This window comes from Bradyrhizobium sp. CSA112 (genome assembly GCF_029051645.1).
Lineage (GTDB): Bacteria > Pseudomonadota > Alphaproteobacteria > Rhizobiales > Xanthobacteraceae > Bradyrhizobium.
The window spans coordinates 99,346-117,615 of the sequence record NZ_JAACFS010000015.1 but is presented as its reverse complement, the minus strand read 5'-3'; the positions used below and the strand labels follow the sequence as shown (position 1 = coordinate 117,615).

20 protein-coding genes, 1 tRNA gene and 1 pseudogene are annotated in these 18,270 nt (G+C 62.3%); 7 read left to right on the top strand and 15 right to left on the bottom strand.

The window, feature by feature from the left end; genetic code table 11:
* Positions 1-114: 114 nt before the first annotated feature.
* Positions 115-1,332 (top strand): EAL domain-containing response regulator, encoded by a 1,218-nt coding sequence (locus GWE18_RS23740; RefSeq protein WP_275188113.1) that lies wholly within the window; start codon positions 115-117, stop codon positions 1,330-1,332.
* 6 nt (positions 1,333-1,338) lie between these two features.
* On the opposite strand, the gene GWE18_RS23735 is transcribed toward GWE18_RS23740, so the two are convergent.
* On the bottom strand, positions 1,339-1,818 hold the full coding sequence (locus GWE18_RS23735) for a hypothetical protein (RefSeq protein WP_275188112.1): 480 nt from the start codon (positions 1,816-1,818) through the stop codon (positions 1,339-1,341).
* Between the two features lie 200 nt (positions 1,819-2,018).
* Between GWE18_RS23735 and GWE18_RS23730 the strand changes: the two genes are divergently transcribed.
* A complete protein-coding gene (locus GWE18_RS23730) occupies positions 2,019-2,324 on the top strand; it encodes a hypothetical protein (protein WP_275188111.1) in 306 nt (101 codons plus the stop codon).
* Between the two features lie 158 nt (positions 2,325-2,482).
* Here the strand turns inward: GWE18_RS23730 and GWE18_RS23725 are convergent, their stop codons facing one another.
* The 3 genes from GWE18_RS23725 to GWE18_RS23715 form a co-directional block, all read right to left on the bottom strand.
* Positions 2,483-3,604 (bottom strand): hypothetical protein, encoded by a 1,122-nt coding sequence (locus GWE18_RS23725; RefSeq protein ID WP_275188159.1) that lies wholly within the window; start codon positions 3,602-3,604, stop codon positions 2,483-2,485.
* A 267-nt stretch (positions 3,605-3,871) separates the two neighbouring features.
* Positions 3,872-4,852 (bottom strand): tripartite tricarboxylate transporter substrate binding protein, encoded by a 981-nt coding sequence (locus GWE18_RS23720; RefSeq protein ID WP_275188110.1) that lies wholly within the window; start codon positions 4,850-4,852, stop codon positions 3,872-3,874.
* Between the two features lie 212 nt (positions 4,853-5,064).
* A complete protein-coding gene (locus GWE18_RS23715; protein ID WP_275188109.1) occupies positions 5,065-5,694 on the bottom strand; it encodes a CoA pyrophosphatase in 630 nt (209 codons plus the stop codon).
* 79 nt (positions 5,695-5,773) lie between these two features.
* Here GWE18_RS23715 and GWE18_RS23710 point away from each other — a divergent pair, with 79 nt between their 5' ends.
* The 3 genes from GWE18_RS23710 (at position 5,774) to GWE18_RS23700 (ending at position 7,719) form a co-directional block, all read left to right on the top strand.
* Complete coding sequence (locus GWE18_RS23710; protein ID WP_275188108.1) at positions 5,774-6,199, top strand: PaaI family thioesterase; 426 nt, start codon at positions 5,774-5,776, stop codon at positions 6,197-6,199.
* Between the two features lie 115 nt (positions 6,200-6,314).
* On the top strand, positions 6,315-7,337 hold the full coding sequence (locus tag GWE18_RS23705; protein WP_275188107.1) for an aldo/keto reductase: 1,023 nt from the start codon (positions 6,315-6,317) through the stop codon (positions 7,335-7,337).
* Positions 7,338-7,473: 136 nt separating this feature from the next.
* A complete protein-coding gene (locus tag GWE18_RS23700) occupies positions 7,474-7,719 on the top strand; it encodes a PilZ domain-containing protein (RefSeq protein WP_275188158.1) in 246 nt (81 codons plus the stop codon).
* 203 nt (positions 7,720-7,922) lie between these two features.
* Here the strand turns inward: GWE18_RS23700 and GWE18_RS23695 are convergent, their stop codons facing one another.
* The gene (locus GWE18_RS23695) at positions 7,923-8,213 is read right to left on the bottom strand and encodes a hypothetical protein (protein ID WP_275188106.1); all 291 of its coding nucleotides are present in this window, start codon (positions 8,211-8,213) and stop codon (positions 7,923-7,925) included.
* Positions 8,214-8,539: 326 nt separating this feature from the next.
* Positions 8,540-8,728: a hypothetical protein gene (locus GWE18_RS23690; protein WP_057854688.1), complete on the bottom strand. Its 189-nt coding sequence runs from the start codon at positions 8,726-8,728 to the stop codon at positions 8,540-8,542.
* Positions 8,729-8,893: 165 nt separating this feature from the next.
* Here GWE18_RS23690 and GWE18_RS23685 point away from each other — a divergent pair, with 165 nt between their 5' ends.
* Positions 8,894-9,388: a DUF892 family protein gene (locus GWE18_RS23685; RefSeq protein WP_275188105.1), complete on the top strand. Its 495-nt coding sequence runs from the start codon at positions 8,894-8,896 to the stop codon at positions 9,386-9,388.
* Positions 9,389-9,736: 348 nt separating this feature from the next.
* Here the strand turns inward: GWE18_RS23685 and GWE18_RS23680 are convergent, their stop codons facing one another.
* The 5 genes and pseudogenes from GWE18_RS23680 to GWE18_RS23660 all read right to left on the bottom strand — a co-directional run bounded on the left by GWE18_RS23680 (position 9,737) and on the right by GWE18_RS23660 (position 15,586).
* Entirely contained in the window at positions 9,737-10,975 is a 1,239-nt protein-coding gene (locus GWE18_RS23680) for a CHRD domain-containing protein (RefSeq protein ID WP_275188104.1), read from the bottom strand.
* 341 nt (positions 10,976-11,316) lie between these two features.
* Complete coding sequence (locus tag GWE18_RS23675; protein ID WP_342804283.1) at positions 11,317-12,336, bottom strand: serine hydrolase; 1,020 nt, start codon at positions 12,334-12,336, stop codon at positions 11,317-11,319.
* 440 nt (positions 12,337-12,776) lie between these two features.
* Positions 12,777-13,559, bottom strand: coding sequence for an SDR family oxidoreductase (locus GWE18_RS23670; RefSeq protein WP_275188102.1), 783 nt, complete (start codon positions 13,557-13,559; stop codon positions 12,777-12,779).
* 90 nt (positions 13,560-13,649) lie between these two features.
* A pseudogene (locus GWE18_RS23665) lies at positions 13,650-14,655 on the bottom strand (NADP-dependent oxidoreductase).
* Between the two features lie 73 nt (positions 14,656-14,728).
* Positions 14,729-15,586: an oxidoreductase gene (locus GWE18_RS23660; protein ID WP_275188101.1), complete on the bottom strand. Its 858-nt coding sequence runs from the start codon at positions 15,584-15,586 to the stop codon at positions 14,729-14,731.
* A 115-nt stretch (positions 15,587-15,701) separates the two neighbouring features.
* On the opposite strand from GWE18_RS23660, the gene GWE18_RS23655 reads away from it, so the two are divergent.
* On the top strand, positions 15,702-16,307 hold the full coding sequence (locus GWE18_RS23655) for a TetR/AcrR family transcriptional regulator (protein WP_275188100.1): 606 nt from the start codon (positions 15,702-15,704) through the stop codon (positions 16,305-16,307).
* Between the two features lie 168 nt (positions 16,308-16,475).
* Here the strand turns inward: GWE18_RS23655 and GWE18_RS23650 are convergent.
* From GWE18_RS23650 to GWE18_RS23635, 4 genes are all read right to left on the bottom strand, one after another.
* A tRNA-Phe gene (locus GWE18_RS23650) sits at positions 16,476-16,551 on the bottom strand.
* A 170-nt stretch (positions 16,552-16,721) separates the two neighbouring features.
* Entirely contained in the window at positions 16,722-16,931 is a 210-nt protein-coding gene (yacG, locus tag GWE18_RS23645) for a DNA gyrase inhibitor YacG (protein WP_275188099.1), read from the bottom strand.
* Complete coding sequence (locus GWE18_RS23640) at positions 16,921-17,544, bottom strand: Maf-like protein (RefSeq protein WP_275188098.1); 624 nt, start codon at positions 17,542-17,544, stop codon at positions 16,921-16,923. Before GWE18_RS23640 ends, yacG begins: the two co-directional genes overlap by 11 nt.
* 252 nt (positions 17,545-17,796) lie before the next feature.
* Entirely contained in the window at positions 17,797-18,264 is a 468-nt protein-coding gene (locus GWE18_RS23635) for a low molecular weight phosphatase family protein (RefSeq protein ID WP_275188097.1), read from the bottom strand.
* Between the last annotated feature and the right edge of the window lie 6 nt (positions 18,265-18,270).

Genomic DNA, 18,270 nt, shown 5'->3' with positions numbered 1-18,270 from the left:
TCTCTGCGGCTTTAACCCTACTGAAGTAATCATGTGGCCTCCCGCAAAATTCCATTATTGCGACCGCAACGCGGATGTACCAATGGCGCCGGGGTATCTGTTGGGAGGGCGGCCATGGAGCAAATCAACTTTAACGGGTACACGCGCGCAGCACACTTCGGGCACAGGAAGCTGACGCCGAGAGCCTGCGTCGTCGACAGCAAAAAGCACCTCCGATTGTTCCTTTCCGACGCCCTCGAGGATCTCGGTTTCGTCACCAGTGAATGCGGTCAGGCCGGCGAGTTGGCAGGGATGCTGCAGACGGAGCAGCCGGATCTGGTCGTGCTCAGCGTGTGCGTCGATGGGATCAATGTCGGGGAAATTCTTGAGGTCATCGTCCGGAAAAATTTCGCCGGCAAAGTCCTCGTCATCGGTCAACCAGACTCGATTATGGTAAAGGCCGTCAGGCAAATTGGCGACGAATACGGAATTGCCATGCTGCCCTCGCTCCAGACGCCGTTCGGCGCGGCCAGCCTGCGCGCGAGCGTCGCGACGCTGCTGCCGGCCGAGCCGGCGCCAAGCCCTGCCGTCGACGTCGCCGAGGCCCTGAAGGCCGGCTGGCTCGAATTGTGGTATCAGCAGAAGATCAACACCCGCACGCTGGTGCCTAGCGGCGCGGAGGCGCTGGTCCGGATGCGGCATCCTGCCTGGGGCGTGGTCCCGCCGGCCTATTTCATTCCCGACGACAAGGATCCGCATTTTCGCGCGCTGTCCGAATTCGTGGTCGGCCGCGCCATCGAAGACTGGCGCTATCTGCTGGAAAGCCAGGGCCCGGTCGATCTCTCGGTCAACCTGCCGGTATCGTTCTTCGGCAATGCTGCGGCGGTGCGCGAACTGTGCCGCGCCATGCCCGCCCACCCGGCCTTCGGCGGACTTTTAATCGAAATCAACAGCAGCGAAGTGATCGACAATCCGGACCTGGCGGTGGACGCCGCAAGACGCCTGCGGCTGCACAATATCGCGATCGCGATCGACAATGTCGGCGCGGAATGGCCGTCCCTTCTGGAGCTTCGGAGTTTCCCGTTCGCCGAACTGAAGGTCGACCAGCAATACATCAACGGCTGCGCGGACGATCGGCTGAAGCAGACGGTGTGCCGACGCATCGTCGAACTGGCCCGCGACAACGGCGCCCGCGCCATCGCTCAGGGCGTGGAGACCCGCGGCGACTTTCTCGCCGCCCACGACATGGGGTTCGATCTGGTCCAGGGCTATCTGTTCGGCAAGCCGGTGGCGGTACGGAAATTTGCTCGCTCCCGCCCTCAGCTCGCATCCGCCTCCGACAAGATGCCGTGATACGGCTTACTCGAACTTCATGTCGATGCATTTCGAGATGTCGGAGCCGAGGCCGGACGAGATGATGATGCAGCCGCGCACCTTCAGGTTATTGTTGTCGCTGGCCCACACCGCATAGCCGCCGGGGCCGAAGAACGTGTTGGTGTTCGGCCCCTCGGTTTCGGTGGCGTCGAACGAATAGTTCGAATCGGTATCGAAGATGCGGGGCTTCTTGGTGCAGCCGCCGTCGGACTGCACGTTGATGACTTCCTTGTTGTCTCGCGTCAGCGCGAGCGAGACCTGGCAGCGGTAATATTCGGAGGTCTTGGTGTTGAGCACATACGCGTAGGACTTGCACGTCGCTGTGTTGAGCCTGCCCGGCGCCAAACCGCGGCTGCAGGCGATCCGCTGGTTGTTGGAGAGCTTGAAATCGTCGGCTGCTGCGGCCGAAGCCAACGTCATGAACGTCAACGCAACACCGAAACCGATTTTCATGACGTGGTTCATACGAATCATCCCTATGACGTTCTTCGCAATGCAAAGCTTGTAACTGGAAACCGGAACATAGTCAGGAAGTCGAAGGCGGGAAATCACAAAGTCTCAAGGGCGGTGTGATGCGTCGAAGGTGCCGATTGACGGCACAATGCCGTTCGTGATTTGTTCAAAACATGGGGCAAGAAGCCGAATGGCTGTGGGGAGGATGAATGATGACGTGCATTTCAACGAAGACGGTCTTGATGGGAGCCGTCCTGGCGGGGTTTTCGACCGGCGCATTGGCGCAAGGCGCCGCGCCGACGCCTTGGGAGCTGAGGCAGGACATGGGCTATGCCTACGGCAGGGACGGCAAGACGCTCGCGTACAAGATGGGCACCAACAATGCGGGCCTGCTGCTCAAGGGCGCCAAGAAGGTGCCGAAGGGTACGCTGTTCTTCATCGGCCAGAACGGCCAGCTCTATATGCGCTCCGGCCCCTATCTGGAAAGCGACGGCAAGTTCATGTTCGGGTCGGATTGAGCTTCCTTTCTTCCTTCTCCCCTTGTGGGAGAAGGTGGATCGACGGCGCGAAGCGGCGGCGAGCCGGATGAGGGGTCTGTCTCCGCGGAAAGAACCCCTCATCCGCCTTCACTTCGTGAAGGCACCTTCTCCCACAAGGGGAGAAGGAGGGGACCTCCCTAAAACGCCGCTGCCAGCTCTTTCGCGCCAGGCTTGCTACTGTTGAAATCCATACGCTCGTCAGTGACAGCCAGCAGTTTCGCCACCGTGTTGTGGCGGATCGCGACGGGGTTGCGCTCGTAGCCGCCGCGCTGGAAGAAATTCGAGGTCGGCACCTGCTCGCGCATCGCCTGCGGCATGGTCACCATGTCGAGGCCGGTGCCGTCGCCGGTCAGGTTCATCATTTCGAGCTCGGCGGCCGTCAGCGGACGATTGTAGCCCTTGGCGCGCGCGAAATGGACCGAGGTCAAGAGCTTGTGGGTCTGCAGCATCGGCCCGACGTCGATATCGAGCACCATGGCGTGCACCGCCCAGCCCTGCGGGGTATTGGCGAGCTTCTCATGCTCGGACCATGTGTCCGGCACGGTGCGCGTGAACGCCACCATCTTTTTCAGCACGGCAAGCTTGTGGTCCATCGCCCTGCGCGGCGCGCCCGACAGCGTCGCGGCCCGCGCCGTCAGCTCCTTAATGAACTCGTGGCCCTGTTCGGCCAATAGTTCAACGCTATTGGTGGTCAGCAATTGGTTGTAGCCGATCGCGGTCGAGATCGCACGGGAGCCCGGCCGTGAGGCGCTCAGCCCCGACTGCATGTCGTAATTGCCGTTGCCGCCGGTCTCGAACGAATAGACCCGAATCGCCTGCTCGCGCGTGAGGCCCGCAGCCTGCGCGTAGCGGGCATAGGCGCGCTTGAACTCGACCTCGGATGACGGCCGCTGCGGCACGAACTGGAAATGGTCGGCGGCCGCTTTCAGAAAATCGGCGACCACCGGCAGCGGCTTGCGCGGCGGCTTCTCTTCCTCCGGCTCCGGACTAACCGGGCGTTTCGGACCGGTGTAGACCGGCGGCTGCGTCAGCACGTAATCGGCCAGCGTAATGGGCTGGCGTTCCCGGCGCTTGGCGTTGCGGCCCTTTCGCTTCTCGGAGATCGCGGCCCAATAGGCGCCGGCCTCCTCGTCGAACGCGGCGCGCGCTTCCTGATATTCCTTCAGCTTGCGGCGATATTCGGCAATCGCCTGCGGCGAGGCGGCTTGTGCCAATGCGTCGGCGGTTGAGGGAGGGATTGTGCCGGCATCGATCGCCATTGCAGGCGCGCCCGCGAACAGCGCGAGCGCTACAAATCCGGAACCCATGCGAATCAAGTGCACGCGCATGGCGTTGTTGTAGCAAGCGGACGCGCGAAGTCAGCCCCGAAACGGCCCGAACTTCGGCGGCGCTCTTTCTCCTTCTCCCCTTGTGGGAGAAGGTGCCGTAGCGAAGCGGAGGCGGATGAGGGGTCTGTCTCCGCGGAGAGAACCCCTCATCCGGCGCTTCGCGCCACCTTCTCCCACAAGGGGAGAAGGAAAGCCGCCCTACTCCTGCTCGACGCCGCTGGCCTTCACAAGCTGCGACCACTTCTTCTCGTCCTTGTCGATGAAATTTGCGTAATCTTCCGGCGTTCCGGGCGTGATCTCGGTGCCATCATTGCCCAACTGCTTCTTCACCTCGTCGCTAGCGAGCGCGTCGCGCAGCGCCTTGTTCAGCTTCTCGATGATCGGCCGCTGCGTGCCGGCGGGGGCAACGAGGCCGTAATAAAGCGAGGCGTCGAAGGCGGCGAGCCCCGCTTCCATCATCGTCGGAACATCGGGCAAGAGGCCCGAGCGGGTGGCGCTGGTCACTGCAAGTGCGCGCAACTTGCCGGCGGAGACATTGGCGTGCGAGGCCGGGATCGGCGCGAACGCCATCGGGATGTGGCCGCCGAGGAGATCGGTCAGCGCAGGACCCGTGCCCTTGTAGGGGATGTGCACGAGCTTGATGTCGGCGGCGCGAGCAAAATATTCGCCGGTGATATGGCTGGCGGTGCCGGCGCCGGCCGAGCCGAAATTGACCTTGTCGGGATTGGCCTTCGCATGGGCGACCAGTTCGGCCACACTTTTCGCGGGGAACGAGGGATGCACCACCAGCGAGTTCGGCGCGTTGCCGATCATGCCGATCGGCGCAAAGTCCTTGCGCGGATCGTAGCCGGGGTTCTTGTAGAGCGAGGGACCGATCGCCAGCGTGCCGGTGTAGCCCAGGAGCAGCGTGTAACCATCGGGATCGCTTTTGGCGACCGCCTTGGTGCCGACCGTGCCGCCGGCGCCGGGCCGATTGTCGACCACGACCTTCTCGCCGAGCAGTTCGCTCATCTTGTCGGCGATGGCGCGGCCGACGATCGAGGTGCTGCCGCCCGGAGCGAATGGAATTACCAAGGTGATAGCGCGGGCCGGATAGTTTTGCGCTCGCGCTGAATTGGTGGCTACGCTCGGGCCGAGCAGCGCGGCGACGACACAGAACGTCTTGATCCAAATGGGCATGATGAGCGCGCTCCCAGGACTGTTCTTCTTGTTGGCGCCGCCATCGTCGCCCAATCGCGCCGTGTTCGCAACCCGACCCGGAGACGGTTCCGTCATTGCGAGCCACCGGGTCGCGCGAATGCGCGCCCGATGACAGGCTCCGCGAAGCAATCCATGTCTCCGCTCACCGAGAGATGGATTGCTTCGTCGCTTCGCGCCTCGCAATGACGGCCCTACTTCCAGGCGAAGACCGGCTGCTCCAACTCGGCCACGCGGGTATCGCGACCCGCCAGCACTTCGGCAAATTGATAGATCAGCGCTGCCGTCGGCGCGTGGATATGTTGGCTGGCGTGGCGAAAGCGGATCACGCGCCGCGTGCTTTCGGGGATCGTGGTGAAGCTGAAGGCGCCCTCGCGCTCGATGTCGTCAAGTGCGACGCGATGGACGGAAGCGACCTCCGCCGGATTGGGCACGATATCGGCGCTGGCGCCGACCCAGACCACTACGGGCGTGATGAGATAGCCCGATCGCGTCGGGTAATCGTCGAGCAGGCCCAGCACATCGCCCTCGCCGAGGCCAACGCCGAGTTCTTCATGCAGCTCGCGCAGCGCTGCCTGCGCCTGTGTCTCGCCGTCGTCGCAGCGCCCGCCCGGCAACGCCCATTGGGCCGCGTGCGAACGCAAGGTCGCCGCACGGCGGGTCAGCAGAAACGTCGTGCCCCCACCGGCCTCGGCTTCCGTCAGCGCAATGGCCACCGCCGCGCGCTTCAGCTCAGGCTCTGCGCCGTCCGAAGGTACCCGCGTGAATGCCGCGCAGAGGGTTGCGATATTCCGCCGTGTGGTATCGTCAAATGACCGGGCCATCCCGCTTGACTACAACACCAGCGCATCAGATGAAATGACCCGGACAACATGACAGCCCGCAGGAAACGGAAAGCACGACATGACCGCCAAGGCCGCGGACAAACTCAAATCCGACGGCTGGAAGATCGTCGAAACATCAGGCTTCCTGCATCTGATCGGCCCGCTGTGGCAGCGCGTCGTCGACGGCGTGTATGAATTCGCGCTCATCACCGAGGACAAGCATCACAACCGCCGCGGCCTGGTGCAGGGCGGCGTCATCATGACCTTCGCCGACCGCACCTGCGGCATGACCGCCCGCTTCGTGTCGGGCAAGCCGACGCTGGCGACGGTGCAGCTCGACACGCATTTCGTCGAAGCCGGCAAAATCGGTGAGGTCCTGGTGTCGAAGCCGCACGTGGTGCGCTCCACCCGCAGCCTGATCTTCATCACGACAGAGGTGACCGTCGATAAGCGCTGTATCGCGATGGCGAGCGGTGTGTTCAAGATATTGAAGGGTGAGAGTTGAGAGAGAGAGGCCGTCATTCCGGGGCAATGCGCAGCATTGAACCCGGAATCTCGAGATTCCGGGTCTGGTGCTAACGCACCATCCCGGAATGACGGTCGAGATTGAGGAGCGATTGATGCAATACCGCCACCTCGGCCGCAGCGGCCTGAAGATTTCGCCGATCTGTCTGGGCACCATGATGTTCGGCGGACCAACCGACGAGGCGACGTCGTCGCGCATCGTGGGACGCGCGCGCGAGGCCGGCATCAACTTCATCGATACCGCGGACGCCTATAATGGCGGCCAGTCCGAGCAGGTGGTCGGCCGCGCCATTTCCAACAACAGGCACAACTGGATCCTCGCGACAAAGCTCGCCAACCAGATCGGCGACGATCCCAATCGCGGCGGGCTGTCGCGGCGCTGGGTGCTGCAGGCGGCGGACGAAAGCTTGAAACGGCTCGGCACCGACCACATCGACATTTACTACCTGCACAAGGAGGACCACGCGACGCCGCTGGAGGAGACGGTGCGCGCCATGGGCGATCTGATGCGCCAGGGCAAAATTCGCTATTTCGGCGTCTCGAACTACCGCGCCTGGCGTGTCGCCGAGATCTGCAACATCTGCGACAAGAGCGGCATCGATCGCCCGATCGTCAGCCAGCCCTATTACAACGCGATGAACCGGATGCCCGAGGTCGAGCACTTCCCGGCCTGCGGCTATTACGGCCTCGGCATCGTGCCCTATAGCCCGCTGGCGCGCGGTGTGCTGACCGGCAAGTACAAGCCGGATGCGGCGCCCGACAAGGAAACCCGCGCCGGCCGCGCCGACAAGCGAATGATGCAGACCGAGTGGCGGCCGGAATCGCTGCAGCTTGCACAGGAGATCAAGCGGCACGCCGAGGCCCGCGGCATCACCGCCGGGCAGTTCGCCGTGTCATGGGTGCTGAATTCGTCGTTCGTGAGCGGGGTGATCGCGGGTCCGCGAACCGAGGAACAATGGGACGATTACGTCAAGGCGCTCGACTACCGCTTCACGGCCGAGGACGAGGCGTTGATCGATCAACTCGTGGTGAGCGGCCATCCATCGACGCCGGGGTTCAATGATCCGGCCTATCCGATCGAGGGGCGGCGGGCGCGGACGGACGGCCATGCCCGATGAGCCGATTGGCGGGCCACCACTTTGCGCTGTATCAAGGCTGGAACGCTCGTAATCGGACAGTAACCTGTAACGGGATGGTAACCTCGCGCGTCTAAACCTCCCTGTTCAGGCGGAGATCCATGTGGAGGTCCATGTGGTGGACGAGCACAGAATAGCACCACGGCGGCGGTTATTGAAATCGGGCAAGATAGCGTTTGGCGGCGGTGCCGCCTTCGATTGCACGGTCCGCAATCTTTCCGAAACCGGCGCCGCGCTCGAGGTGATCTCCCCCGTCGGCATTCCCGAACGCTTCACCCTGGTGATCGAAGCCGACCACCTCCATCTGCCGTGCCGCGTCGTCTGGCGCAAAGAGAAGCGGATCGGGGTTCATTTCGAAGCCTGAGCAGCGCCGCCATTCTGCACAAGAGCATCTCTGCACAAGCGCATCACTTGCCCGAACAGCTACGGCCAGCCGCTACAACAGCGGTTGGATGCAGCGGAAGAGGCCGCGCACGAATGCGCCACGGGCGGGACCTGACAGATCGCGGTGCGGGTCCGGCCTGATACGTGGTGACCGGCCCCGCCGCGAAATGATCGCCTCCAGCTTCAGTGCTTGGATTCGAGGCTGACGATAACGCCTGTGGGCTCGGGCTCGTGCGGCGACAGTTTCGTCAGCGTCTCATCGCTCCAATTGGCAAGGTTGACGATCATGCCGATTGATGTGTTCGGCTCGGAAGCCTCGGTGGGTTCCAGGACGTTGAGCCCGCCGCTGTCGAGGAAGAACGTATGATCCCCGAACATGCTGGCCAGTTGCGGGACCACCGGATGATCGTCGGGAAGCGCCTGGGCTTCGAATTGCTTCAAGGTGCGTTCCACCTGTGCAGAGTTCAATTTCATGCACGACTCCTTAACTAGCTTCTGGGTTGGTCGAGGACCGCGAAGCGGCTAGGACCGCCACGCGGCTGCTTCCTGCGAAGGATACGAAAGACGTCAAGGGTGTCGGATCTTGATCGCTCGTCCCCACCACCAGCACGCGCGCTGGTTCGCAAGTTCTCATTCAAATCCGCAAGCATCGCGAATTGAATGCGGGACAGTGGTGCCTCTTTGCGCCGGTTCAACCGGGCAACGAAATTAAATTCGCAATGTTCCGCAAAATATCTGCTCGAAAATGTTGCGGCCGCGCGGAACCCTGCGGAACGTGCACGCTGCCGGGCGACCTCTATCTATCTTTCGTCGGGAATAGGGTGCCGCCTCGCCAACTCGTCGAGCGGCAGATGCGCCTCCGCATCGCTCAGCGCAAAGCGAACAATGACGTCCTGACGGCCGATCTGCCCCCAAAGCCCCTCCGATGACCATTTCTGTGGCATCGGCCCCCGCAGACCTTCGACCCAAACAAAATACCATTCCGTCATGGCAGCACCTCTCAGGTCTGGTCCGGAACCAGATGCGTTGCGGCCTCGTTGAGAAAGAGATTGTCGGCCTGGAACGCGAAAAGGCCGCTCAGCCTGTGCCCGCCCCTTCCGGAATTCTGCGACGGCCCGGAAGCCCCGTACACATCCAATGATGAGGATTTCGTCATGGAAATCAGCAATTTCAAGGACATGTACCTCGCCGAACTGCAGGAACTGGTGAGTATGGAGGAGCAGCTTGCGGAAGCGCTGCTCCGCATGGCGGCTGCCGCAGCCCATCCGGCGTTGAAGGATGCGCTGGTGGATCATCATGCGGAGACAATGCGGCAGAAGGAACGCCTTGTCGGCATCCTGCGCAGACATGACGCAGACTCGACGGCGCATGTCGATCAGGCCATGCAGGGCCTCATCAGTGAAACCCGCAAGATGCTCGGCATCCTGGAAGGCGACGATCTTCGCGATGCGGGCCTGATCGCATCCGCGCAGAAGCTCGAGCATTACGAGATCGCCGCCTACGGCTCAGCCGCCGCGCTAGCCGGCCAGCTCGAACTGCGTGACGACCAGATGATCTTGCACGACAGCCTGCTGGAAGAGAAAGAGGCCGACGCCATTCTCACCGACATCGCCAAGGGCGAAGTCAATCCGGATGCGCTGGCAGCGTGAGGGCAGGCTGATTGAAGCGAGGCGCTTACGTCGTCCCTGCCTAGTGCGCAATTGCGCACGGGGCGCAGGGATCCATAGCCTCCGGCCTCGCTTGTTTTGCACAGTCGTTACTATCTGCCTTTTCCAACAAGAGAGGCCGCGGAGTATGGGTCCCTGCGAGAGCGAACTGCAGTTTGCCGTTGCGCTTGAGGCAAATCAGCCGGCAGCAGTGCCCAGAATGTCGTTCGCAGGGCGCGGCTCGAATCCCTCGCCTCGCGGCGGGGGCCGCGGTGATCGAGCGCGACGAGAGCAGTGCCAAACCAACAGGCGCGCGGAGGCGGGCCGGAGATCCGGCCCGCCCGCGCCACCTCAAGCGGTTACGAGGAAATTCGCGGCGTTCAACTCGTTCGGAAGAAGACCCAAGAACAGCACCTGATTGCCCTCGCCGAGATCAAGGGTGGTGCCCGACGCTGACGCGCTCAGATTGTCCAGCGGGTCGAAGTCTGCTCCGAAGCCTTCCAACACCGCGACGTCCTGCGTTACGTCGAAGTCGGTAATGGTATCATTGCCTCGCTCAGTCTCGCGAAAGATAAACTGATCAGCTCCACCGAAACCCGCGAGGGTGTCGTCGCCGGCGCCGCCTTCGATCGTATCACCAGCATTGCCGCCGAAGATGGTGTCATTGCCGCGGTCTCCGAACAGACGGTCGGGCGCGTGATCCGCCAACTGCTGGTTGGCGACCGCCCGGATGAGGTCGTCACCGTTACCACCAAAGATCGTGTCGGCGGCAACGTCGCCGCCTCGCAGCGTGTCATTCCCGGCGTCCCCGAACACGGTATCGCCCGTAGGATCGTTCCAGGCGATGAAGTCATCGCCGGCACCGCCGAAGACGGTATCCATTCCGGCCATGCCGCCGACGGTGTCGTTGCCTTGACCGCCGAAAACCAGGTCATTGCCAGCGCCTGTATTGATATCGTCGTTTCCCTGGCCGCCCCTGATAATGTCGTCGCCGTCGCCGCCTTCAAGTCTGTCGTTCCCGGCAAGGCCACGGATGATGTCATTGCCGCCGAGCCCGGGAAGGAAATCGTCGCCCGGCGTTCCGACGACAACGTTGTCGTTGTCATCTGCGATTGCGATCAACTGACCCCGGATCTCGCCTCCCTGAAATTGATTCGTATGGACGTTGAAATAGATTGGGATCTCCGATCCGACCGGAGCTGTGCCGAATTCGTCGGCGAAGTCAGTGATTGGAACGCTGGCGGGGTCCGTCGTCTCCCATCGGCCACTCACCGTCCAGGAGCCATCCGTATTCAGGGCGATGCTGAGATCATCGCCGTCCTGTGCCGGGTTGATCTGCCCGAAGACAACGGGCCCGTTTACTCCTCGCACCTGATTGTGAAAATGCGTGGAGATGACGTCGTCTGAGGTCGATGGCGTCTGGGCCGGACCACCCGTAATCGGGCCGTAATCGACGCCCTCGATCCGAAACGTATAGCTCGCGGCAATTTCCGTGCTGTCAAAGATGACGGTGCCGAGACCGCTTGCAGTCGAGTTGTTCGGAGGAACTTCCTGAGTGCCTTCGAGAACCACGCGGAACGCTGTAGACATGAGAGCCTCCTGCTCTTTGCGCAGCAGGTCGGGCGGCCAGCGACGCCGGCCTGCATATGTGGCAGATGTTGCACCCGGCTCGCGCCGGCATGGATCAGGCGCCGCGTCGCTCCGCTATCGCGGAATCGGCGCGTTGTCCTTCTCGCGGTATTTCGGCCGAGAACAAGGGATCGCTGGATCGCGCCAAGCTAGCTCCGCCGCTGTAGGCCATCGACCGGGCGTTATTGTGATTTGTTTATCGCGATCGACTCATTGTGATGCAATGTCCGGTTGCCGACGCAGAAATTGTGTTCGGTTCCAACCTGCAACCCGTCACCGTAGCTCACCACCGTGGCTCGCATCTACAATCGCGACAATGCTGGAAGCACACGGTAGCGGGCGATTTCGTGCGGAAACTCGCCGCGGTTGGCGAGCAGGACGACGCCAACCTTGCGCCCGGGTACGAGCCCCACATAGGCCGTCGCATTGTTGAGGCCGCCCGGCTTGTCGACGATGCCTACTCCGTCCACATCGATGGTTTCCCAAGCCATCGCCTGTCCGAACTGCTCGCTGACACGGAACATTTCACGCTGCGTCATCTGTAAAGCCTCACGTAGCTGCGGATCGGCCGCGCCATCGCCGAGGCAGGCCGCGAGGAAGATCGCGAGATCCCGCGCTGAAGTGAACATCTGCCCGGTGCCGGGGAATTCAAAATAGCCCTGCTGGTTGCCCCGCGGACCGATTGGCATGCCGTTATCGGAATAGCCCTGGACGACGCGTTGCATCAGCGCCGGACCCATGATGGCGCGGCGGTCCGGCCCCCGTTCGGGGAGCAGCGTCGAATTCATATTGAGGGGCCGCAGGATACGGCTCTCGATGAGCTTGTCGATAGGAAGCCCGTACCGACGCTCGAGCGCGAGCTGCAGCAGCACGTAACCGGCGTGCGTATAAATGCGTTGCTTGCCCGGCCCTTCGCCCGCGGGCGGCGTCCAAACGTTGAGCATGTCGATGAATTCGGCCAACGAATACGACGCGTTGGGCCAGGGCGGGTGATCCGTCGGCAACAACAGGCCGGAAGTATGGGCGGCGAGTTCGCCGATCGTGACCCGGCGAATATAGTCGCCCTGCAGTTCCCCGACATATTTGCTGACCGGATCGTCCAGCCGCAACTCGCCGCGAAGCGTTCCGAGCGCGACCAGTGCAGCCTCAAACACCTTGCGAAGCGACGCGACATTGAACAGCGCGTCCGGCGTGATTGGACGCTTCTCCGCTTGATCGGCAAGGCCGTAGCTAAAGAACCGCGTGTGGCCGGCGACGTAGACAACGGATGCAAGCCCGCCCGCATGATCGGCCGTTGCCTCGGGCGCGATGTTGGCAGCCATGATATCTTCAACCCGGGAATCCGTATCAGGGCCGGTCATAACCGCTGACGCCAAACCGGGCAGGAAGACGAGCAGGAGCGCCAGAATTGCACGAGACGCGCAGTAAGACCGCGATCTGATCAAGAGCGTTACCTTTGGACATTTGCTGCGATAGCCTGCAGCGGCCACGCCGGTCGGACGATCCAGCGATTGATGCAAACGCCATAGTCGGTCCGCACCGTGCAGTGGCGGCCCGCACACCACCACGAGCGCAAACGCGCAGATGCTTTGCTGAGTTCCTCGATCCGATCGAGTGCTCGATGTCAAATATTTTCGATCGGCGACGCCGCATTACGAATGCTGCCGCGGGGTCTGGTGCCATGAACGAGGGATCACGGTGACACTTAATTGATATAACCAAACCCGGATGTCGTTTCACTCATCCGGGCTACACTTGCTGGTCACCATTTCTCGACCCACGGTCGGAGCACGACTTCGAACGCCCATGTCGACCGATGCTGGCGGTGCAGTTGCAGATAGGTTTCGGCGATATGGTCGGGGTCGGCCATGTTGTCGTCGACAGTCGTTCCCGCCAGCCGGTGCGCACGGGTCCCGTCCTCCTGAGTCCAGCCGATCGCGGCGTCGATCGGCACATTCGCGACGTGGATACCCTGCGGCATCAGTTCTCTTGCCATGCTCTGCGCGAGTCCGGACTTGGCATGACACGCCATTGCAAAGGCGCCGCTCGATGGGAAGCCTTTCAGCGCCGCGCTGGCGTTCGTGAAGATGATCGTTCCTTTGGCGCCGTTGGCGTCGGGTTGGTTTCCCAGCATGAGTCGAGCTGCCTGCTGACCTACCAGTAACGCGCTGAACGCCGCGTTTCGAAGCGTTTCGAACGCCATGACCGGGTCGGCTTCGACAACGCTCTTGCGGAAAATGCCAGGAACGCGGCCATCGATGTTATGCACGACAAGCCTCGGCATCCCCATGTCTCGAACGACGTTCTCGAACAACCGCTCAACGGCCGCCGGTTCGCTTGCATCGCAGGCGTATCGGCGTACGCCATGCATCTTCTCGAGAGTCTCAAGAACCGCCTTTTCTGGATTCCTGGCTGCGACGCCGACACGCATGCCGTTTTCCGCGAACAGCCTGGCGCAGCTTGAGCTGATGCCCGGGCCGCCCCCGACAATGAGCGCAACGCCCTGGACGGTAGGTTGGATTTCGTCTCTGTCGGATTGAGTCATGTTGCGTGCTCGAATGTGATCTTGCGGCATCGGATCTCCTTGCTGCGGTGACATTACGTCCTGCTCCGTCAGTGATTCCTTTCGACGCCGTTACCTCATCTGGACAACGACCTTCCCCTTGGCCCGCCCCTTCTCGAGATACGCAAGCGCCTCCCTCACCTGTTCAAATGAAAATACCTTGTCGATTCACCGGCCGGATGCGCCCTGCCTTGAGAAGCTCACCGATCTCCGCGAGCTGGCTGCCGTCTGGATGTACGAACAAGAACGAATACGCGACGCCGCGTTTCTTGGCGTGGCGAATTATCTTGCGGCTCAGCAACCCGAACACGAACACCATGAAAAAGTTCATACCTCGGGCGCGAGCGAATGCGGCGTCCGGTGGCCCAATGAGCGAGACGACAGTGCTCCCGGGCTTCAGTATCCGAAGGGATTTCTCGATCGCATCGCCCCTGACTGTACCCAGCACGGCATCGTAGTCCTGCAGCACTTCCTCAAATTGTTGCTTCTTGTAATCAACCACCTCGTCGGCTCCGAGGCTCCGGACCAGATCCACATTTCCCGTACTTGTCGTCGTCCCCACCCTTGCTCCGAGGTATTTCGCGAACTGGATCGCGAACGTACCAATACCGCCGGCCCCCGCGGGGACGAACAACCTTTGACCTGGCTTGAGGCGCATACGCTCCTTGAGCGCTTGCCACGACGTCAGTCCGACCATCGGGATCGAGGCTGCCTGCACGAAGTCCAGATTTGCCGGCTTGAGCGCGGCGGCGCTCTCGGGCACAAGTGCAAATTCGGCGAGAGCGCCCGTGCCGTTCAGGTCGAAGATGCTGGCGAAGACGGCGTCGCCCGGCTTGAAGCGAGTCACGCGACTTCCCACCTCCACCACGACACCGGCCAGATCGCTGCCCAGCGTGGCTGGTAGCTGAAGCCGGAGGATGGGCTTGAACGTTCCTTTCGGAATCATGTTGTCGATGGGATTCAAACCGGCCGCGTGAACCTGAACGAGAATCTCGTCCGGCTTGGGCACTGGCCGAGGCGTATCAACGAACGCGACCTGATCCGCTCTGCCATAACGCTTTAAGACAAGTGCTCTCATGTGTCCCCGTGCCGGAGATGTTCCGGTCTTGGCTGTGATGACGGCAGTCGGCGCTTGCACCGGCCGCACGCCGTCAGAAAGCTCGAGCGGTGCGGGGAGGCTGCGACGCCATTAGCGCATCAAGCCGCAGGTCCTTTCGTATCCCCGCATCCACCAGGCCAGCCGGCGCAAATCTGCGAAGAAAGCGCAGGCGCTTCGCGAGCCTGCCGGCCGCGTATCGGACCTTCGGGTGCGCCGCGCTGGCCGCTGTTAGCACCGTGTCGGCAACCACGCCTGGCTCTTCGGCAGTTGCCATGACCTCATTCACCCTCTTGTTCACGCCCGCACGGGCCTCGCGATACTCATCGAGCCTGGCATCCGGCTCCATGAAGTTCGCGTCGAATGGCGTCTTCGTGTACGCAGGCTCGACAACCGAGACCCGGATCCCCCTCGTGCGCAGTTCATGGTCGAGCGATTCCGAATAACCTTCCACCGCGTGCTTGGTTGCGGCATAGAGCGCGCCATACGGCATCGGTAGAAAGCCAAGCACGGAGCCGATGTTGATGATGCGACCACTCCCTTGGCGTCGCATGTGAGGCACGACGGCGCGCGTCATCCGAACCAGCCCGAAAAAATTCGTCTCGAAGATCGATCGGGCCTGATCGATCGAGCTCTCTTCCGCTCCGGCGGGGGCAACACCGAAGCCGGCGTTGTTCACGAGCAGATCGATGCGGCCGTCTCGCCGCATCACTTCGCTGACGGCCGCCTCCACGGATTCATCGCTGGTCACGTCGAGCGGCAGCATCTCGAACGAACGCGTGCCGGCCTGGGCTCCCCGTCTGCTGGTACCGTATACCTTGTAGCCGGCTTTCGCGAGCCGCTCCGCCGTGGCCTCGCCGATGCCTGACGAGGCGCCTGTAACGAGCGCAATTTTCCCCTTAGGCTTAACCATCTACTTCTCCTGATGACGCCGGACGGCGGGGCACGATCAAATTGCCTACAGACGCCTGCATCGGTTCGCTGCTCGATTTCAGCGCATTTTTAGTTACGATCGTAATTATTATAAGATGACGATCGTAATTATACTTGTCAAGACCCGCCACCGGCTTAAGATCGGCGGTATGCGTGTTTCCAAGGAAAAGGCGGCTGAAAACCGCGAACGAATTCTCGAGGCCGCGTCGCGCCTCATGCGCGAACGTGGCATCTCCGGCGTAGGCGTTGACGCGCTGACCGAAGCGGCCGGGATGACCCACGGCAGCCTCTACAGTCAGTTTGGGTCCAAGGAGCGGCTTATCGAAGAAGCGGTGGCCGACGCGATAGCCGCCAAAGGGAAAGAGCTGGGTGAGGTGTCTACTCTCGGCGGCTACGTTTCAGAATACCTCTCGGCGGCGCATCGGGACGCGCCGGGAAGCGGCTGTCCCTTTGCAGCTTTGTGTTGCGAGATGCCGCGCCAAAGCCAGGGCGTGCAACAGCGCTTCACAGCCGGCTTGAGGGCCATGGCCGGCTGGCTGAGTGGCCGAATGGGTTCCGGGATCAAGCAACGCCAGCGCGATGAGGAGGCGCTCGCGACCCTCGCCTCTTTGGTCGGGGCGCTCGTGCTCGCCCGCGCCGTAAGCGATCCCAAGCTATCAGACAATATCCTTCGCTCGACCAGGAAAAGGCTGGAGCGCTGATCTCTCGGCGCGGCCGGACGGATCCTGATGCATTGCGCCTGGTACATGCGGCACGCATCGCCTGTCCGATTTGGGTCGATGAACGATTTGTCACGACGGTTCAAAGCAGATGGCGGACCGCTTTGTGTCAGAAAGAGCCTGCGGCGCGCTCGCTTAGGCAAATGGAAATGGTGCCCAGGGGCGGGATCGAACCACCGACACTGCGATTTTCAGTCGCATGCTCTACCAACTGAGCTACCTGGGCATACTCGAAGGCCCAAAGGCCGGGCGAGCGGGCGGTTTATAGAGAGGTCGGACGCACCTGTCCACCCAGCTTCGCCTTCCTGTCCGGCATAGCCCGAAGGGCGACGACGGATGGCTTCGCTGGGCGCGGCCCGACTCCAGCGCTATCACCAAATTACTGGGGAATCTCGATTATTCGGCGTCCTCGGGGTCGGTGTCGCGGCCGGGGATGACGTATTTGTCGGACAGCCAGCGGTTCAGATCGACGTCCCGGCAGCGGCTGGAACAGAACGGCAGTGTGGCGGGATTCGCCGGCTTGCCGCAGACCGGGCAGGGTTTCGGCGGCGGCTTTCCGCCGGCATCCTTGGGCCTGCCAGCATCTTTGGGGCCGTCAACTGGCATTGAGCCAGCCGAACCGGATCGGGAAGCCCTCCCCGCCGAGCAGCGTGACCGATTCGTAGAGCGGCAGCCCGACCACGTTAGAGTAGGAACCGACCATCTTGACCACGAACGATCCGGCGATGCCCTGCACGGCGTAGCCGCCGGCTTTGCCGCGCCATTCGCCGGAGCCGATATAAGCCTGGATGTCATCCTCGCTCAAACGCTTGAAGCGGACGCGGGTTTCGATCAGGCGCTGGCGGAACGCCTCCTTCGGCGTCACCAGGCAGATCGCGGTGTAGACGCGGTGATTGCGCCCCGACAGCAGCCGAAGGCACTGCGCGGCTTCATCGACCAGGTTGGCCTTGGGCAGAATGCGGCGGCCGACCGCGACCACCGTATCGGCGGCGAGGATGAAGGCGCCGCGCAGCTCGTCGTCGAGCTTCACCGATTTCAGCGCCGCATCGGCCTTGGCCCGCGCCAGCCGATTGGCACAGGCGCGCGGCAGCTCGCCCCGCCTCGGGGTCTCGTCGACATCTGCAGGGCGCAGCGCGTCAGGCTCGATGCCGGCCTGGTTGAGCAGGCTGAGCCGCCGCGGCGAACCGGAAGCAAGAACGAGTTTGGGACGGCCAAGCATGCTGGATTTTGTCGTGGAAAAAGGATTCGGAAGGACGCGCGCGCGGGAACCTATCGGAAGGCACTCCATTCCACAACCGGGCAACAAGTGATTGATGGAACTTCGATTCTTTCGTTGTCCCTGCGAACGCAGGGACCCATAAGCACAGGCCGATGTCATTGAAACGACAGTCGGCGACTGGCACTTCCTTAAATTCGCACGGTCACGGCGTATGGGTCCCTGCGTTCGTCGCAGGGACGACCGCGACAGTGACTACCCGCTCGCCGCGCCGGCTTTGGCAAATCGGCGGCGGATGCGCATCGACAGTCCGTCGCAGACTTCGCGATAGGCTTGCAGCTTCTGCTCGCGGTTGCCTTCCATGCCGGTCGGATCTGGCGTCGGCCAATACTCGACATCGGCGGCAAGCGTCCGCGTCAGCTCCAGCGCCTTGTGGTGCGCCTCGGGTGACAGCGTGATGATGAGATCGAAATTGAGTCCCTCCCAATCGTCCAATTCCTCGAATGTCATGGGCTTGTGGCTGGAAATATCCTGGCCGAGTTCCGCCATCACGGCGACCGCGAACGGATCGAGTTCGCCCTTCTTGACGCCGGCGGATTTCACATAGAGCGCCTGCGGGAACATCTGCTGCAACAGGCTCGCCGCCATCGGCGAACGGACGCTGTTCAGGCCGCATGCGAACAGCACGGCCTGCGGATTGCGCGCGCGGGGCGGCGCCTCCATGCGGTC

What these genes read in the sequence shown, in the direction of transcription:
- GWE18_RS23740 (WP_275188113.1), top strand. Translation starts at nt 115, where the DNA reads ATGGAGCAAATCAACTTTAACGGGTACACGCGCGCAGCACACTTCGGG.
- GWE18_RS23735 (WP_275188112.1), bottom strand. Translation starts at nt 1,818, where the DNA reads ATGAACCACGTCATGAAAATCGGTTTCGGTGTTGCGTTGACGTTCATG.
- GWE18_RS23730 (WP_275188111.1), top strand. Translation starts at nt 2,019, where the DNA reads ATGACGTGCATTTCAACGAAGACGGTCTTGATGGGAGCCGTCCTGGCG.
- GWE18_RS23725 (WP_275188159.1), bottom strand. Translation starts at nt 3,604, where the DNA reads ATGGCGATCGATGCCGGCACAATCCCTCCCTCAACCGCCGACGCATTG.
- GWE18_RS23720 (WP_275188110.1), bottom strand. Translation starts at nt 4,852, where the DNA reads ATGCCCATTTGGATCAAGACGTTCTGTGTCGTCGCCGCGCTGCTCGGC.
- GWE18_RS23715 (WP_275188109.1), bottom strand. Translation starts at nt 5,694, where the DNA reads ATGGCCCGGTCATTTGACGATACCACACGGCGGAATATCGCAACCCTC.
- GWE18_RS23710 (WP_275188108.1), top strand. Translation starts at nt 5,774, where the DNA reads ATGACCGCCAAGGCCGCGGACAAACTCAAATCCGACGGCTGGAAGATC.
- GWE18_RS23705 (WP_275188107.1), top strand. Translation starts at nt 6,315, where the DNA reads ATGCAATACCGCCACCTCGGCCGCAGCGGCCTGAAGATTTCGCCGATC.
- GWE18_RS23695 (WP_275188106.1), bottom strand. Translation starts at nt 8,213, where the DNA reads ATGAAATTGAACTCTGCACAGGTGGAACGCACCTTGAAGCAATTCGAA.
- GWE18_RS23690 (WP_057854688.1), bottom strand. Translation starts at nt 8,728, where the DNA reads ATGACGGAATGGTATTTTGTTTGGGTCGAAGGTCTGCGGGGGCCGATG.
- GWE18_RS23685 (WP_275188105.1), top strand. Translation starts at nt 8,894, where the DNA reads ATGGAAATCAGCAATTTCAAGGACATGTACCTCGCCGAACTGCAGGAA.
- GWE18_RS23680 (WP_275188104.1), bottom strand. Translation starts at nt 10,975, where the DNA reads ATGTCTACAGCGTTCCGCGTGGTTCTCGAAGGCACTCAGGAAGTTCCT.
- GWE18_RS23675 (WP_342804283.1), bottom strand. Translation starts at nt 12,336, where the DNA reads ATGGCTGCCAACATCGCGCCCGAGGCAACGGCCGATCATGCGGGCGGG.
- GWE18_RS23670 (WP_275188102.1), bottom strand. Translation starts at nt 13,559, where the DNA reads ATGACTCAATCCGACAGAGACGAAATCCAACCTACCGTCCAGGGCGTT.
- GWE18_RS23660 (WP_275188101.1), bottom strand. Translation starts at nt 15,586, where the DNA reads ATGGTTAAGCCTAAGGGGAAAATTGCGCTCGTTACAGGCGCCTCGTCA.
- GWE18_RS23655 (WP_275188100.1), top strand. Translation starts at nt 15,702, where the DNA reads ATGACGATCGTAATTATACTTGTCAAGACCCGCCACCGGCTTAAGATC.
- yacG (WP_275188099.1), bottom strand. Translation starts at nt 16,931, where the DNA reads ATGCCAGTTGACGGCCCCAAAGATGCTGGCAGGCCCAAGGATGCCGGC.
- GWE18_RS23640 (WP_275188098.1), bottom strand. Translation starts at nt 17,544, where the DNA reads ATGCTTGGCCGTCCCAAACTCGTTCTTGCTTCCGGTTCGCCGCGGCGG.
- GWE18_RS23635 (WP_275188097.1), bottom strand. Translation starts at nt 18,264, where the DNA reads ATGGAGGCGCCGCCCCGCGCGCGCAATCCGCAGGCCGTGCTGTTCGCA.